The organism is Paraburkholderia sp. BR14374, from assembly GCF_040948685.1.
In the GTDB taxonomy this organism is placed as follows: Bacteria; Pseudomonadota; Gammaproteobacteria; order Burkholderiales; family Burkholderiaceae; genus Paraburkholderia; species Paraburkholderia youngii.
In genome coordinates this window covers 420,923-435,774 of the sequence record NZ_JBFPKF010000002.1, presented here as the reverse complement: position 1 = coordinate 435,774, position 14,852 = coordinate 420,923, and the positions used below count along the sequence as shown (strand labels likewise).

Sequence of the window (14,852 nt, the reverse complement as noted above, 5' to 3'; positions counted from 1 at the left end):
ATGTCGTATTTGGCGAATCCAATTGCGCAAGGCGATGCGGCGAACGGCACAGGCAAGATCGTGGGCTAAACTGCGGAACACCGGCCATGCGCGGGCAGAAGAAGCAAGCAATGGGCCATGCATTACTCCATGCAGCGATAGCGACGATATTCAGGAGACGCGATGAACCTCGACGGCGAGACGTACGATTCGCTCACGGCCAATTTCTCGTGGCACATTCCACCGCGCTACAACATCGGCGTCGATGCATGCGACAAGTGGGCCGATGGCTCGGGGCGTCTCGCGCTGATCTACGAAGATGCCGACGGCCGCGCGACCCGCTATACGTTCGACGAACTGAAAGCCCTGTCTGACCGCTTCGCCAATGCGCTGCTCGCGGCGGGCGCGCGGCGCGGCGAGCGCGTCGGCATCTTCCTGTCGCAATCGATCGAAACGGCCATCGCGCATCTCGCGGCCTACAAGGCCGGCATGGTCGCCGTGCCGTTGTTCGCGCTGTTCGGCGTGGACGCGATCGAGCATCGGCTCGGCGATAGCGGTGCGGTCGCACTTATCACCGATCACGCCGGCGTGCAAAAGATCGACGAAATCCGCGGCGCGCTGCCGGAGTTGCGACACGTGTTCAGCGTCGATATCGAGCAGGACGACGAAGCATCGGACGCGCCCGTGAGGTCTTTCTGGCAGGCGTTGCATAGCGCTTCGCCTGAGTTCGCGCCGGCCGATACCGCCGCGGACGATCCGGCGATCATCATCTATACGTCGGGCACGACCGGAAAACCGAAGGGCGCGCTGCACGGGCATCGCGTGTTGCTCGGCCATCTGCCCGGCGTCGAGATGTCGCAGCAGGGCTTTCCCGCGCACGCGACGCTGATGTGGACGCCCGCGGACTGGGCGTGGATCGGCGGCCTGTTCGATGTGCTGCTGCCGTCGTGGCATCACGGCGTCGCGGTGCTCGCGCGCCGTTTTGCAAAATTCGACGGCCACGCCGCGTTCGATCTGCTCGCGCGTCACGCGGTCTCCCATGCCTTTTTACCGCCGACCGCGCTGAAGATGATGCGCGGCGTCGAGCGGCCCGCTCATCTGCGGCTCGGGTTGCGATCGGTGGCGAGCGGCGGCGAATCCCTTGGCGAGGAACTGATCGGCTGGGGGCGCGATGCGCTCGGCGTGACGATCAATGAGTTCTACGGGCAGACCGAGTGCAACGTCGTGGTGTCGTCGTGCGCGGCGCTGTTCGAGCCGCGCTTCGGCGCGATTGGGCGCGCGGTGCCGGGGCACCATGTCGCGATCGTCGATGCCGCCGGCAACGAACTGCCGCCCGGCGCGATCGGCGATATCGCGGTGGCCGCGCCCGATCCGGTGATGTTTGTCGGCTACTGGCGCAACGAGGCGGCGACGCGCGAGAAATTCCGCGGCAAGTTTCTGCTGACCGGCGATCTCGGCACGCGCGACGCGGACGGCTTCATCCGCTTCGTCGGCCGCGGCGACGACGTGATCACGAGCGCCGGCTACCGGATCGGGCCCGCGTCGATCGAGGATTCGCTGCTGCGTCATCCGGCCGTCGCGATGGCCGCCGTGGTCGGCGCGCCCGATCGAGAGCGCACCGAAATCGTGATGGCGTTCGTCGTGCTTAAAGCGGGCTTCGTCGGCGACGATGCGCTGGTGCGCGAGATCCAGCAGCACGTAAAGACGCGTCTGGCTGCGCACGAATATCCGCGCGAGATTCGCTTCGTCGAAAGTCTGCCGATGACGGCCACCGGCAAGGTGATCCGCAAGGCGCTGCGCGAGGCGCTGGGGGAGACCGGCGCGCACGACCCGGACGCGATCCCACCGGCGAAAAACTGAGTCTGCTACGATGACCCACCCACGATGAGAATCACAGCGGAGACATGGAATGCGCCCCGAGAGTGCAATTCGTTTCGACCAGGAGTTCGCGCCGCGCATTGCCGAGGCGATCGCCGCGTGTGTCGCGAAGACCGTTCACACCGACGTGCTGCCGCATGGTGAACCTGGGCAGCCCACCCGCGTGCGGATTCACGCAACGCCGCTCGATGAACTCGGTCATTACCCGCATCCATTGAATCTGTATCTGACCTGGGACAGCGATGAAATAGAAAGACTGATGGGCGAGCAGGGCGCGACGCGTTTCGCCAGATATCTGGCCGCGTTGCCGCGCAAGCTCAACGCGTGGACCCAGGCGCGCGAACTCGATTTCTCCACGCACACGCAGGGTGAACCGGTTACGTTGATCGGCGGGCTCGATTTCGAAGCGTAGACGCTCGCGCGCGTTTGCGGGTTTGCGCTCGAGACAGCTGGATAAAAAAGGCCGCTGTGCTCGAAGAGCCAGCGGCCGTTGCTTTTACAGCGTTGGGTGACAGCGACGCTCAGCCGCCCAGCGCCGGATCGCTGATGCTGTCATTGCCCGTCTCGACGTGACCGGCGATGCGGCGGGCAAACGTCGGGTCCGTATCGACGGTGATCGCGAGATCGTACCAGCCGTATGCTTTGCGCAGATCGAGGTACAGATTGTCGGTGTCGCCGCCGCGCACCGAATGCTTGATCACATGGTCCTTGTCGTACGCGTTGACGATCGTGAACTGGCATCGCGTGCTGCCGACGTTCTCGAGCCGCAGTTGCAGATTGCCGTTCGCGACATCGTAGCCTTCGACGACGGCCGGCCGTGCGGTATCCGAACCATTCCACCAGTTCCGCGCAACCACTTTGCCCGCGAAGCGGCGCAGGAAGCCGTTCGGTCCGTGCACGCTGAAGTCGTAGCTGCCATCGGCGTTGAGCATCAGCGTGTCCTGCAAATGCTTGCCCGCTTCGACGGTATAGCTGCGCGGCGCGTCGGCGCTATTGGCCGCGTACACGAGGAACACCGCGCCCGCGCGGCCGGTGTTGACGAAGCGCATCGTCAGCTTGCCGTTCGAGCCTTCGTCGACGCGCACGAACAGTTCGTACGGCAGCGCGCGTGCCGGGCGCACGCCCGCTTCCTGCTTCGGCACCGTCTGCACCGTCGGCGTTTGCGGCACGTAGTCCGGGTGACGGTTCCGGTCTGGCGGCACGTAGCCGCTCGTGCTCGGCAGCGACGGCACCGACGCGTTCGGATTCGCGAAATTGAACGCAGAGGTCAGATCGCCGCACACCGCGCGACGCCACGGCGTGATGTTCGATTCGCCGAGATTGTGCCGGTGGCCGAAGCGCTTTTCGATGAAGCGAATCACCGACGAGTGGTCGAACACTTCGGAGCAAACGTAGCCGCCTTTGGACCACGGCGACACCACCAGCATCGGCACGCGCGGTCCGAGCCCGTACGGCCCGGCGACGTTCTTCGGATCGCCCGGATAGATCTCATTCGCGATATCGACGGTCGACAGACCGTTCGCGCTCGACGCGGCCGCGAACGGCGCGGCGATGTGATCGAAGAAGCCGTCGTTTTCGTCGTAGTTGATCAGCAGCACGGTCTTGCTCCACACCTCCGGGTTCGACGTGAGGATCTGCAGCACCTGATCGATGTACCACGCGCCGTAGTTGGTCGGCCAGTTCGGGTGTTCGCTGTACGCTTCGGGCGCGACGATCCACGACACCTGCGGCAGCGTGCCGTTTTGCACGTCGCGCTTCAGGATGTCGAAGTAGCCGTCGCCGTTCGCCGCGTTGGTGCCGGTACGCGCGTTGTCATACAGCGGGTTGCCCGGCTGCGCGTTGCGATACTGGTTGAAATAGAGCAGCGAGTTGTCGCCGTAGTTGCCGATGTACGCGTTCTGCGTCCAGCCCCAGGAGCCGTTCGCGTCGAGCCCGGTGCCGATGTCCTGATAGATCTTCCAGGAGATGCCCGCGTTCTGCAGCACTTCGGGGAAGGTCGACCAGCCGTAGCCGAGCTCCGAATTGTCGATCACCGGACCGCCGCCGCTGCCGTCGTTGCCGACCCAGCCGCTCCACATGTAATAGCGGTTCGGATCGGTCGGACCCATCAGCGAGCAGTGGTACGCGTCGCAGATCGTGAATGCGTCGGCGAGCTGATAGTGGAACGGGATGTCGTCGCGCGTCAGGTAGGCCATCGTGGTCGCGCCTTTCGACGGTACCCACTGATCGTTGCGGCCGCCGTTCCATGCGGCGTGCGTGGTGCCCCAGTCGTGAGCGAGATCCTGCAGGAATTGCAGGCCGAGGTTCGGCGCGCTCGGACGGAACGGCAGCACGTAGCTGGCGCCGGTGGTATCGGTTGTGAGCGGCTGATACCACACCGGCTGGCCATTCGCGAGGTTGATTGCACGCGTGTCGCCGAAGCCGCGCACGCCCTTGAGCGTGCCGAAGTAGTGGTCGAACGAGCGGTTCTCCTGCATCAGCACGACGATATGCTCGACGTCGCGGATCGTGCCGGTGCGGTTGTTGGCCGGAAGCGCGAGCGCATTGCGGATGCCGGGCGGCAGCATGCTCAACGCGGTAAAGGAACCGGCGGCTTGCGCGGCCGAGCGCAGAAAATCACGGCGATTTGTTGAGGTCATGGTTGTGGCTTTGATCTTCGGTGGAGGAAAAGGCACGGGGAAGACGAATTGCGGTGCTGAAACGGCAATGCTGCGCCGGACGCGCGAAGGCAGGCTGGTCTTTCGCGCGCGGCGCAATGCTCAATCGACGGTATGGATGACGGGGCGGGCAAGCGGCGGTGAGGCGGCGGACAGCGCCGTGTCGGCTTCGGATGCCGGTGCCGCCGGTGTCTGGATCGTCAGTGTCGGCGGCGCGGAGTCGGCGGGCGGCGGGGCGATCGATGGGGCGCCGGGGTTAGCGGCGGAATGTTCCGTTGAACTGATCGTATTCGTGCTCGGGGGCCGGTCCTCGTTGCTGCATGCTCCCGCTAGCGCGCACAGCGCGATGACCGCCACGGCGCCGGTCAAACGTTTGCGGCGCGGCGCACGAATCGGCTTCGACACGAAAGGCATGGCACAGTCTCCGGGCGAGGAAGGGATGCCTCGCCATCGATGTGCCGAGGTCAGCGATGCGCAAGCATAATCGCCGATCCGTGTAATTTTTATGAAGTATCGGTACAGCCAGGGCGCCGCTTATCGCTGCGCGCGAACGAACGCAGCGATCGCGTCGTTGAGCGCCGCGGGCGCATCGCGATGCGGCGAGTGTCCGCATGCGTCGAGCTTCACGAGTTGCGCGTGTGGCACGCGCGCGGCGATCGTATCGATCTGCGCCATCGTGCCGTAGTTGTCGTCGTGGCCCTGGATCGCGAGCAGCGGTCGGCGGATCCGCGCGAGCGCCTCGACGATCGACCACTGCCTGAACCCGGGATCGAGCCAGATATCGTTCCAGCCGTAAAACGCGGAATCGACGTCGGCATGGTAGCGGGCGAGCTTCGCGCGCAGATCGGTGCTTTCGTAAAGTTGCTTCGTCTGGGCGATGCTTCGCACCGAGATGTCTTCGACGAAGACGTGCGGTGCGATTACGACCGCGCCCGCCAGGGCATCCGGATACAGCGCCGCGTACAGCAGCGCGATCGAGCCGCCGTCGCTATGGCCGATCACCCACATGCGCTGGCGTTGCCGCAAGTCGATATCGAGCGCGTCGAGCAAGTCCGGGAGAATGGCGCGCGCTTGCGCAGTCATGAAATCGACCGGCCATTTCTCGTCAGGCGCACGCGGGGTCGAGAGTCCGTAACCGGGCCGCGAATAGACGAGCCCGCGCATGCCGAGCCGCTCGCACAACGTCTGTGGCCAGTCGCGCCACATCGCGATCGAGCCGAGACCTTCGTGCAGGAAGACAGCGATCGGCGGATCGTCCTGTTGAGCATTCGCCTGCTCGTTGACCCACCGGTACTCGATCCGCAGCGGCTCATGCGACGCGGTTGCCGGCAGTTCGGCGAAGCCGCTGGCGGCATTCACGAAGGAGGTGGCAGGGACGGTACCTCGGTTCTGCGTCAATGAATCACCTATGACAGTTCGCGTAGTTTGAAACGTTGTATCTTGCCGGTGGCGGTTTTCGGCAGATCGTCGGTGAACACGATATCGCGCGGGTACTTGTGCGGCGCGAGCCGTTCCTTGACGAAGGTCTTCAGTTCGTCGGCGAGCATCTCGGACGGCATGAAGTCGCGCTTGAGCACGACGAACGCGCGCGTCTTCACGAGTCCGCCATGATCGACGCCGACCACCGCCGCTTCGAGCACCGCCGGATGCGCGACGAGCACCATTTCGACCTCGATTGGCGACACATACTGGCCGCTTACTTTCAGCATGTCGTCGCTGCGGCCCGCGTAAACGTAACAGCCGTTCGCGAGACGCCGATACTTGTCGCCGCTTCTGATCCATTCGCCGAGAAACGTCGCGCGCGTTTTCTCGCGATTGCTCCAGTACATCAGCGCCGCGCTCGGCCCTTTGATGAACAGATCGCCGACTTCGCCATCGGGCACCACCCGCCCGGCCTCGTCGCGCAACTCGACTTCGTAGCCCGGCACAGGGCGTCCGGTCGTGCCGTATTCGACTTCGCCCGCGCGATTCGACAGGAAGATGTGCAGCATTTCCGTCGAGCCGATGCCATCGAGAATCTCAGCACCGAAGTGCGCGGTGAAGCGTTCGCCGACATCGCGCGGCAACGCCTCGCCGGCCGACGCGCACACGCGGATCGCGACGTCAGCGCGCGCGGGCAGATTGGGCGACACCAGCATGTTCGCGTACAAGGTCGGCACGCCGCAGAACACGGTCGGGCGCTCCTTGACGAGGCGCGCGAAGATCGCGTCGGCGGTCGGGCGCTCGGCCATCAGGATCGCGGTCGCGCCGACCGACAGCGGAAACGTCAGCGCGTTGCCGAGCCCATACGCAAAGAACAGCTTCGCCGCCGAAAACACCACGTCGCTCTCGACGATGCCGAGCATCGGCTTCGCATACAGCTCGGCGGTCCAGTACAGATTCGCGTGCGTGTGGACGGTGCCTTTCGGCTTGCCGGTCGAGCCCGACGAATAGAGCCAGAAGGCGATGTCGTCCGCGTTGCTCGCGCAGCCTTTGACGGCCGGTGTGGCGGTATCGACCAGCGTTTCGAAGTGGGGCGCCCCGGGCGGCTTTCCGGTGGAAGCGTCTGGCTGCGAGACGATCAGCTGGCAGCCGTCGTCGTCGATGCTGCTCAGCGCCTGCGTCACGTTGGGTAGCAACGGTTCCGACACGATCACCGCGCGCGCATGGCTGTGCGTCAGCATGTACGTATAGTCGGCGGCGCTCAGCAGCGTGTTCGCGACGACCGGCACGATGCCGGCGTACAGCGCGCCGAGAAACGCGACCGGCAACGATACGGTGTCGAGCATCACGAGCAGCACGCGCTCCTCGGGATGCACGCCGAGCGCACGCAGTGCGCTGGCGCAGCGCCGAGCGCGCTGTTCGAGTTCGCCGTAAGTCGTCGCGCCGTGATCGTCGATATAAGCGACTTTGCTCGCGCGCGCTTCGTTCAACTGGAACAGATGCCTCGCGAAGTTGAACAGCGGGGGCGGCGGCGCAACCGGCTCGCGCGCGCTCGTTTCCAGCAGGGCTTCCATATGTCTCCTCCGTCCGTGGACGCGGTCCGGCTTTTGTGTGCGCGTGATCCGCTCGATGCTGGCCGCTCGCGTCTCACGCGCGCGTGAATTCGATCGCTCCTTGCGGCAGCAGATACAGCACCAAAGCCTGGCCGTTCGCGACGGTCGGCCGATGCGCGGAGCCGGGGCCATACACGCACCAGCCGGCCGGATGCCCGTCGAACGTCGCGCCTTCGGTGAGCGGCATGATCAGATCGATCTCGCCGTGCGGATGGACGTGGTGCGGACCGGCAATGTCCTGCATGTCGACGACGTCGACGGAAAAGCCGTGCGTGTCGGGCAGCGCCTTGAAGATGCGGCCGTAGCGGATGCCGCCGGCCTCGCGGTTGCACAGCCAGCCTTCGGCGGCGCCTGTGCGGCATGCGTTCGCGAGTTCGTGAAAGGTGGGACTGTCGGCGGGCCAGGTGTCGTTCAGCCAGTCGGCGAGCGCGGCGTCGAGCGGCCGCCCGGCGAGTTGCCCAGTGACGCCTGCGATCAGGCGCTGGAATTCCTGTGCGGACATGCGAGCCTCCAGAAGCGCGCTCACGCAGGCCGGACGGCCGGCCCCCAGATGGCCGGCCCTCGGAACTTTGATGCATGCGTGGTGCGGCGCCGTCTCCATGACGCGGCCGGAATACAAGGGAGGCGCGCGACTGTGTTTGTGATTGGATCAGCTTTTGGCGAAAATTAAACCGTTCACCTGGTGCGTGTCAAGCACTATAGTACATATATCGTAGTCAAGAGGTCGCAAAACATGAACCAAAAGTACCCTCCCGCACCGTTGAATGAAGCCGATGACGACGCGGCCCGCACCGAACGCCTCGAGCGCGCAGGTGACCGAACGGCCGAACGCGGCGTGGAGCGCGAAGAACGCGACCCGTTCCTGACCGCGATGGGCGAGCGCGTGCGTTTGCTGCGCGCTCGCCGTGGCATGACGCGCAAGACGCTGGCGGCCGAAACCGGTTTGTCGGAGCGGCATCTAGCGAACCTCGAATCGGGCGTCGGCAATGCGTCGGTGCTGGTGCTGCGGCAGCTCGCGGCCGCGCTGAACTGTCCGCTCGCCGAGGTGATCGGCGACGAAACCACTGCGTCCGCCGAATGGCTGCTGATCCGCGAACTGCTGGAGGGGCGCGACCAGGCGGCGCTGCAGCGCGCGCGCATCGCGCTCGCGGAGATGTTCGCGCAGGCGCCGCGCGACCCGCACCGCAAGGACCGTATTGCGCTGATCGGTCTGCGCGGCGCGGGCAAGTCGACGCTCGGACGCATGCTCGCGCAGGAGCGCAAGGTGCCGTTCATCGAACTCACGCGCGTGATCGAACAGCTCGCGGGTTGTCCGCCGTCGGAGATACATTCGCTATACGGCGCGAGCGCGTATCGACGCTACGAGCAGCGCGCGCTAGAGGCGGTGATCCACGAACATTCGCGCGCGGTGATCGCGTCCCCGGGCGGGCTCGTGTCGGAATCGGGCACGTTCAACGTGCTGCTGTCGCACTGCTTCACCGTATGGTTGCAGGCGACGCCCGAAGAACATATGCGCCGCGTCGTCGCGCAAGGCGATCTGCGGCCGATGTCCGGCAACCGCGAGGCGATGGACGACCTGAAACGCATCCTCGCCGGGCGCGCGGAGCTGTACGGGCGGGCCGACATGACGTTCGACACCAGCGAAAAGACGCTCGCCGATGCGTACCTGCAGTTGCGCGACCGTCTCGCCGCGCGTCTCGCGGCGGAAGCGCCCGACGAAGCGCGCGCGTGAACTGACCTATCGGGAGTGCCAGGGTTTCCCCGTAAAAGTGCACTAAAGTGCTTTACGCTGGTATGTTGATGCACTATTGTTCAAAAAAACAGATTGCATCGTCCAGTCAGGAGACGCCCCATGTCCACAGCACCTACCGTCGTTGCCGAGGCCGCGCCGGTCGACTACCGCACCGAGCCGTCGCAGTACAAGCACTGGAAGCTGAGCTTCAACGGCCCGGTTGCGACGCTCGGCATCGACATCGCCGAGGACGGCGGCATTCGCGGCGGCTACACGCTGAAGCTCAATTCGTACGACCTCGGCGTCGACATCGAGCTGCACGATGCGATCCAGCGGATTCGCTTCGAGCATCCGGAAGTCCGCACGGTGGTGGTGACGAGTCTGAAGGACCGGGTGTTCTGCTCGGGCGCGAATATCTTCATGCTGGGGCTGTCGTCGCACGCTTGGAAGGTCAACTTCTGCAAGTTCACGAACGAAACGCGCAACGGGCTCGAAGATTCGTCGCGCCATTCGGGGTTGAAGTTTCTGGCCGCGGTGAACGGCGCATGCGCGGGCGGCGGTTATGAGCTCGCGCTCGCCTGCGACGAAATCTATCTGATCGACGATCGTTCCTCTTCGGTGTCACTGCCGGAAGTGCCGCTGCTCGGCGTGCTGCCCGGCACCGGCGGTCTCACGCGCGTGACCGATAAACGCAAGGTGCGCCACGATCGCGCTGATATTTTCTGCACGGTGGTCGAGGGTGTGCGTGGCGAGCGTGCGAAGGCATGGCGTCTCGTCGACGAAGTCGTGAAGCCCAACCAGTTCGAGCAGGCCATTCAGGCGCGCGCGCTCGAACTCGGCGCGCACAGCGATCGTCCGGCCGATGCCAAGGGCGTCGCGCTCACGCGCATCGAACGCACGGATCGCGAAGACGGCCTCGGCTATCAAACCGTGGACGTGACCATCGATCGCGCGAAACGTGTGGCGACCTTCACCGCGCGCGCACCGCGCACCGAGCAACCGACCGACCTCGCCGCGATCGTCGCGGCCGGCGCCAACTGGTGGCCGCTGCAATTCGCCCGTGAACTCGACGACGCGATCCTGTCGATGCGCACCAACGCGCTCGACATCGGCACCTGGGTGTTCAAGACCGAAGGCGACGCCCGCCATCTGCTCGCCGTCGACGCGACGCTGCTGCGGCACAAGGATCACTGGTTCGTGCGCGAAACGGTCGGCATGCTGCGCCGCACGCTCGCGCGCCTCGACGTGTCGTCGCGGTCCATCTTCACGCTGATCGAGCCGGGTTCGTGCTTCGCCGGCACGTTCGCCGAACTCGCGTTCGCTGCCGATCGCACCTACATGGCGGCGCTGCCCGACAACGAGGACGAGGAGCCGTCGATCACGCTGTCGGAAGTCAACTTCGGTCTGTATCCGATGGTCACGCATCAATCGCGGCTCGCGCGGCGCTTCTACGAGGAAGCCGAGCCCCTCGACGCGGTGCGCGCGCTGATCGGCCAGCCGGTCAAGGCGCTCGACGCCGAGCGCCTCGGTCTCGTCACCGCGTCGCCGGACGATATCGATTGGGCCGACGAAATCCGCATCGCGCTCGAAGAGCGCGCGGCGATGTCGCCCGATGCATTGACCGGCCTCGAAGCGAATCTGCGCTTCAACGGGCCGGAGACGATGGAGACGCGCATCTTCGGCCGTCTCACCGCCTGGCAGAACTGGATCTTCAACCGGCCGAACGCAGTGGGCGACAAGGGTGCGCTCAAGGTGTACGGCAAGGGCAGCAAGGCGCAATTCGATGTGTCGCGCGTGTAATCGGCATCGCGCTCGCACCGACTAAACGACGCCGCCTGCCGATACGCGCCTTTCGCACTGCAGCTTCCGAAAAGGGAATTGACCCAGGGAACCGACCATGTCCTCGATCAACTACAGCGAAAAGATTCCGAACAACGTCAACCTCGCCGACGACCGCGCGCTGCAGCGTGCGCTCGAACAATGGCAGCCGAATTTTCTGTCGTGGTGGGGCGATATGGGCCCGGAGGGCTCGCACGGTTACGACGTGTATCTGCGGACCGCGACCAGTGTCGACCCGAGTGGCTGGGCGCACTTCGACTACGTGAAAATGCCGGAGTACCGCTGGGGTATTTTCCTCACGCCGGGCGATCAGGATCGCAAGATCCACTTCGGCGAGCACAAGGGCGAGGCCGCGTGGCAGGACGTGCCCGGCGAGCATCGCGCGAACCTGCGCCGCATCATCGTCACGCAGGGCGATACGGAGCCGGCTTCGGTCGAGCAGCAGCGTCACCTCGGCTTGACCGCGCCGTCGCTGTACGATCTGCGCAACCTGTTCCAGGTCAATGTCGAGGAAGGCCGGCATCTGTGGGCGATGGTGTATCTGCTGCATCGCTACTTCGGCCGCGACGGTCGTGAGGAAGCCGAAGCCTTGCTCGGCCGCCGCTCGGGTGACGACGACAATCCGCGCATTCTCGGCGCGTTCAACGAGAAAACGCCGGACTGGCTCGCGTTCTACATGTTCACGTACTTCACCGACCGCGACGGCAAGTTCCAGCTGTCGGCGCTCGCGGAGTCGGGCTTCGATCCGCTCGCGCGCACCACGAAGTTCATGCTGACCGAGGAAGCGCATCATATGTTCGTCGGCGAGTCGGGCGTGTCGCGCGTGATCCAGCGCACCGCGCAGGTGATGAACGAGTTCGGCACCGACGACGTCGCGAAGATCCGCGCGGCCGGCGTGATCGATCTGCCGACCATCCAGCGCTATCTGAACTTCCATTACTCGGTCACGATCGACCTGTTCGGCGCCGATCATTCGTCGAACGCGGCGACGTTTTATAGCTCAGGGCTGAAGGGGCGCTACGAGGAAGGCAAGCGCGACGACGATCATCGCCTGAACGAGCATAGCTACAAGCTGCTCGACGTGCAGGACGGCAAGCTCGTCGAGCGCGAAGTGCCGATGCTCAACGCGATGAACGAAGTGCTGCGCGACGATTACATCAAGGACTCGGTCGCGGGCGTCGGCCGCTGGAACAAGGTGCTCGAGAAGGCCGGCATCGACTTTCGCATGACGGTGCCGCACAAGGCGTTCAACCGGCAGATCGGCACGTTCGCGGGCACGCGGGTGTCGCCCGATGGGCGCGTCATCAGCGAAGCCGAATGGGCCGCCAACGAAGCGAAGTGGCTCGCCACGCCGGAAGATCGCGCGTTCGTCGCTTCGCTGATGGGTCGCGTTGCCGAACCGGGCAAGTTCGCGAACTGGATCGCGCCGCCCGCGATGGGCGTGAACCGTCAGCCGGTCGATTTCGAATACGTGCGCTTCAACTGAAGCAAGCGAAGCACGAAAGGCACGCCACACGCGCGCCGTATTGCCAGGTGGAGGAAGTCATGAACGGCCCAGTATCGATCGAAGTGCTGCGGCAACATCTGATCGATCCGGAGATCTGCATTCGCTGCAACACCTGCGAAGAGACCTGTCCGATCGATGCGATCACGCATGACGACAACAACTACGTCGTGAACGCCGATGTCTGCAACGGCTGCATGGCCTGCGTGCCGCCTTGCCCGACCGGCGCGATCGACAACTGGCGCACGGTGCTGAAGGCCGACGCGTATTCGATCGACGAGCAGTTTACATGGGACGTGCTGCCGGAGCAGAACACGATGGCGGTGCCGGCTGAAGAAAATGCGGCCGCGTCCGCCGCGGGCGACGGTTCCGACGAAGCGGACGGCCTCGAAGTCGATATCGTGCGCGGCGCGGTCGTGCCGCCGTGGTCGGCTGCGAAGCCGTACGTGAATCTGTACACGCACAAGGCGCCGACGACCGCGACGGTGGTCGGCAACTACCGGCTCACCGACAGTGCGACGTCGAGCGACATCCATCACATCGTGCTCGACTTCGGCTCGATGCCGTTTCCGGTGCTCGAAGGCCAGTCGATCGGCATTCTGCCGCCGGGCACCGCCGCCGACGGCCGCGTGCACCACGCGCGCCAGTACTCGATCGCGAGTCCGCGCGACGGCGAGCGGCCCGGCTATAACAACGTGTCGCTGACGGTGAAGCGCGTGTCGCAGCAGCACGGCGACGCGATCGACGGCGTCTGCTCGAACTATCTGTGCGATCTGAAGAAGGGCGACGTGGTCAACGTGATCGGTCCGTTCGGCAGCACCTTCCTGATGCCGAATCATCCGAACTCGCATCTGCTGATGATCTGCACGGGCACCGGTTCCGCGCCGATGCGCGCAATGACCGAGTACCGCCGGCGCAAGCGCCTCAAAGGCGCGACCGGCAAGCTGATGCTGTTCTTCGGCGCGCGCACCAAGGAGGAACTGCCGTATTTTGGACCGCTGACGAATCTGCCAAAGGACTTCATCGACACCACGCTCGCGTTTTCGCGCACGCCGGGACAGCCGAAGCGCTACGTGCAAGACGCGATGCGCGAGCGTTCGGCCGACGTTGCGAACCTGCTGAAAGACGACAACGCCTATATCTACGTGTGCGGTCTCAAGGGCATGGAGGACGGTGTGCTGCAGGCGCTCAAGGACATCGGCGAGCAGCATCAGCTCGATTGGCAAGCGTTGTGGGCGAAGCTGAAGCGGGAAGGGCGGCTGCATCTGGAGACGTACTGACGTACTGACGGACTGATCGCGCGCGAATCATTTTGAAAATCGCGGACGGTTTGCTACAGTCGGCCCACGCAGTCGGCCGCGCGCCGGCGTCCCCTCGCCGAACGCGGCGGCCCGCCACCTGCGCAGCCACTCAGACGGAGCCGTCCGATGAAGCCGATTCGTTCACTCGCGATGCTCGCGCTATTGCAGGCCGTGCTGGCGCATCCGGCGAGCGCCGACGACCTCGCGCAGATCAAGGCAGCGGGCGTGTTCCGGATCGGCACCGAAGGCACGTACGCACCGTTCACTTATCACGACGACACGGGCAAGCTGACCGGCTTCGACGTCGAACTCGCCCGCGCGATCGCGCAGCGTCTCGGGGTCAAGCCGCTATTCATCGAAGCCAGATGGGATGGGTTGATCGCCGGTCTCGACGTCGATCGCTACGACGCGGTGATCAACGAGGTTGCGATCACCGACGAGCGCAAGCTCAAATACGATTACTCGGACCCGTACATCACGTCGCACGCGGTGCTGATCGTCGCCTCGGACAATACGACGATCAAATCTTTCGATGACCTGAACGGCCGCAAGTCGGCCAATACGCTGACCAGCAACGTCGGCAGGATCGCGGCCGCGCACGGCGCGCAGGTGATTCCGGCGCAGGGCTTCGACGAATCGATCGATCTGCTCGTCAGGGGCCGCGTCGATGCGACCGTCAACGATTCATTGTCGTTTCTCGACTATAAGAAGCGCGTGCCCGACGCAAGGATCAAGGTCGTCGCGGTCGATACGTCGCCCGATAGCAGCGACAAGTCGGCGGTACTGATCCGCAAGGGCAATCCGAAGCTGCGCGTCGCAATCGACGACGCGCTCGCCCGTATGCGAAAAGACGGTACCTATCAGCGGATTTCGCTGAAGTACTTCGGCCGGGACGTGTTTCAGTGAACCTCGGCCGACTTTGACGCG

The 14,852-nt window shown here is 64.7% G+C and carries 12 protein-coding genes; 7 read left to right on the top strand and 5 right to left on the bottom strand.

Features of this window, described 5'->3' with window-relative positions; all coding sequences use genetic code 11:
- Positions 1-162: 162 nt before the first annotated feature.
- Entirely contained in the window at positions 163-1,839 is a 1,677-nt protein-coding gene (locus tag AB3X86_RS05885) for an acyl-CoA synthetase (protein WP_368595248.1), read from the top strand.
- Positions 1,840-1,888: 49 nt separating this feature from the next.
- Positions 1,889-2,269: a DUF5594 family protein gene (locus AB3X86_RS05880; RefSeq protein WP_176368078.1), complete on the top strand. Its 381-nt coding sequence runs from the start codon at positions 1,889-1,891 to the stop codon at positions 2,267-2,269.
- Positions 2,270-2,378: 109 nt separating this feature from the next.
- Here the strand turns inward: AB3X86_RS05880 and AB3X86_RS05875 are convergent, their stop codons facing one another.
- From AB3X86_RS05875 to AB3X86_RS05855, 5 genes are all read right to left on the bottom strand, one after another.
- Positions 2,379-4,496: a phosphocholine-specific phospholipase C gene (locus AB3X86_RS05875; protein WP_368595247.1), complete on the bottom strand. Its 2,118-nt coding sequence runs from the start codon at positions 4,494-4,496 to the stop codon at positions 2,379-2,381.
- Positions 4,497-4,616: 120 nt separating this feature from the next.
- On the bottom strand, positions 4,617-4,928 hold the full coding sequence (locus AB3X86_RS05870) for a hypothetical protein (protein WP_368595246.1): 312 nt from the start codon (positions 4,926-4,928) through the stop codon (positions 4,617-4,619).
- 120 nt (positions 4,929-5,048) lie between these two features.
- A complete protein-coding gene (locus tag AB3X86_RS05865; RefSeq protein ID WP_368595245.1) occupies positions 5,049-5,912 on the bottom strand; it encodes an alpha/beta fold hydrolase in 864 nt (287 codons plus the stop codon).
- 8 nt (positions 5,913-5,920) lie between these two features.
- Positions 5,921-7,510 carry a benzoate-CoA ligase family protein gene (locus tag AB3X86_RS05860; protein WP_368595244.1) on the bottom strand — a complete coding sequence of 530 codons (1,590 nt, stop codon included), beginning with the start codon at positions 7,508-7,510 and terminating at the stop codon, positions 5,921-5,923.
- A 73-nt stretch (positions 7,511-7,583) separates the two neighbouring features.
- On the bottom strand, positions 7,584-8,051 hold the full coding sequence (locus AB3X86_RS05855) for a DUF4863 family protein (protein WP_176368073.1): 468 nt from the start codon (positions 8,049-8,051) through the stop codon (positions 7,584-7,586).
- A gap of 231 nt (positions 8,052-8,282) precedes the next feature.
- On the opposite strand from AB3X86_RS05855, the gene AB3X86_RS05850 reads away from it, so the two are divergent.
- From AB3X86_RS05850 to AB3X86_RS05830, 5 genes are all read left to right on the top strand, one after another.
- The gene (locus tag AB3X86_RS05850; RefSeq protein WP_368595243.1) at positions 8,283-9,281 is read left to right on the top strand and encodes a helix-turn-helix transcriptional regulator; all 999 of its coding nucleotides are present in this window, start codon (positions 8,283-8,285) and stop codon (positions 9,279-9,281) included.
- A 120-nt stretch (positions 9,282-9,401) separates the two neighbouring features.
- Positions 9,402-11,081, top strand: a complete 1,680-nt coding sequence (gene boxC / locus AB3X86_RS05845) for a 2,3-epoxybenzoyl-CoA dihydrolase (RefSeq protein WP_368595242.1) — start codon at positions 9,402-9,404, stop codon at positions 11,079-11,081.
- A gap of 97 nt (positions 11,082-11,178) precedes the next feature.
- Complete coding sequence (gene boxB / locus AB3X86_RS05840; RefSeq protein WP_368595241.1) at positions 11,179-12,606, top strand: benzoyl-CoA 2,3-epoxidase subunit BoxB; 1,428 nt, start codon at positions 11,179-11,181, stop codon at positions 12,604-12,606.
- A gap of 59 nt (positions 12,607-12,665) precedes the next feature.
- Positions 12,666-13,904: a benzoyl-CoA 2,3-epoxidase subunit BoxA gene (gene boxA / locus AB3X86_RS05835; RefSeq protein WP_368595240.1), complete on the top strand. Its 1,239-nt coding sequence runs from the start codon at positions 12,666-12,668 to the stop codon at positions 13,902-13,904.
- Between the two features lie 147 nt (positions 13,905-14,051).
- Positions 14,052-14,831, top strand: coding sequence for an amino acid ABC transporter substrate-binding protein (locus AB3X86_RS05830; protein ID WP_368595239.1), 780 nt, complete (start codon positions 14,052-14,054; stop codon positions 14,829-14,831).
- Positions 14,832-14,852: the final 21 nt, after the last annotated feature.

What these genes read in the sequence shown, in the direction of transcription:
- AB3X86_RS05885 (WP_368595248.1), top strand. Translation starts at nt 163, where the DNA reads ATGAACCTCGACGGCGAGACGTACGATTCGCTCACGGCCAATTTCTCG.
- AB3X86_RS05880 (WP_176368078.1), top strand. Translation starts at nt 1,889, where the DNA reads ATGCGCCCCGAGAGTGCAATTCGTTTCGACCAGGAGTTCGCGCCGCGC.
- AB3X86_RS05875 (WP_368595247.1), bottom strand. Translation starts at nt 4,496, where the DNA reads ATGACCTCAACAAATCGCCGTGATTTTCTGCGCTCGGCCGCGCAAGCC.
- AB3X86_RS05870 (WP_368595246.1), bottom strand. Translation starts at nt 4,928, where the DNA reads ATGCCTTTCGTGTCGAAGCCGATTCGTGCGCCGCGCCGCAAACGTTTG.
- AB3X86_RS05860 (WP_368595244.1), bottom strand. Translation starts at nt 7,510, where the DNA reads ATGGAAGCCCTGCTGGAAACGAGCGCGCGCGAGCCGGTTGCGCCGCCG.
- AB3X86_RS05855 (WP_176368073.1), bottom strand. Translation starts at nt 8,051, where the DNA reads ATGTCCGCACAGGAATTCCAGCGCCTGATCGCAGGCGTCACTGGGCAA.
- AB3X86_RS05850 (WP_368595243.1), top strand. Translation starts at nt 8,283, where the DNA reads ATGAACCAAAAGTACCCTCCCGCACCGTTGAATGAAGCCGATGACGAC.
- boxC (WP_368595242.1), top strand. Translation starts at nt 9,402, where the DNA reads ATGTCCACAGCACCTACCGTCGTTGCCGAGGCCGCGCCGGTCGACTAC.
- boxB (WP_368595241.1), top strand. Translation starts at nt 11,179, where the DNA reads ATGTCCTCGATCAACTACAGCGAAAAGATTCCGAACAACGTCAACCTC.
- boxA (WP_368595240.1), top strand. Translation starts at nt 12,666, where the DNA reads ATGAACGGCCCAGTATCGATCGAAGTGCTGCGGCAACATCTGATCGAT.
- AB3X86_RS05830 (WP_368595239.1), top strand. Translation starts at nt 14,052, where the DNA reads ATGAAGCCGATTCGTTCACTCGCGATGCTCGCGCTATTGCAGGCCGTG.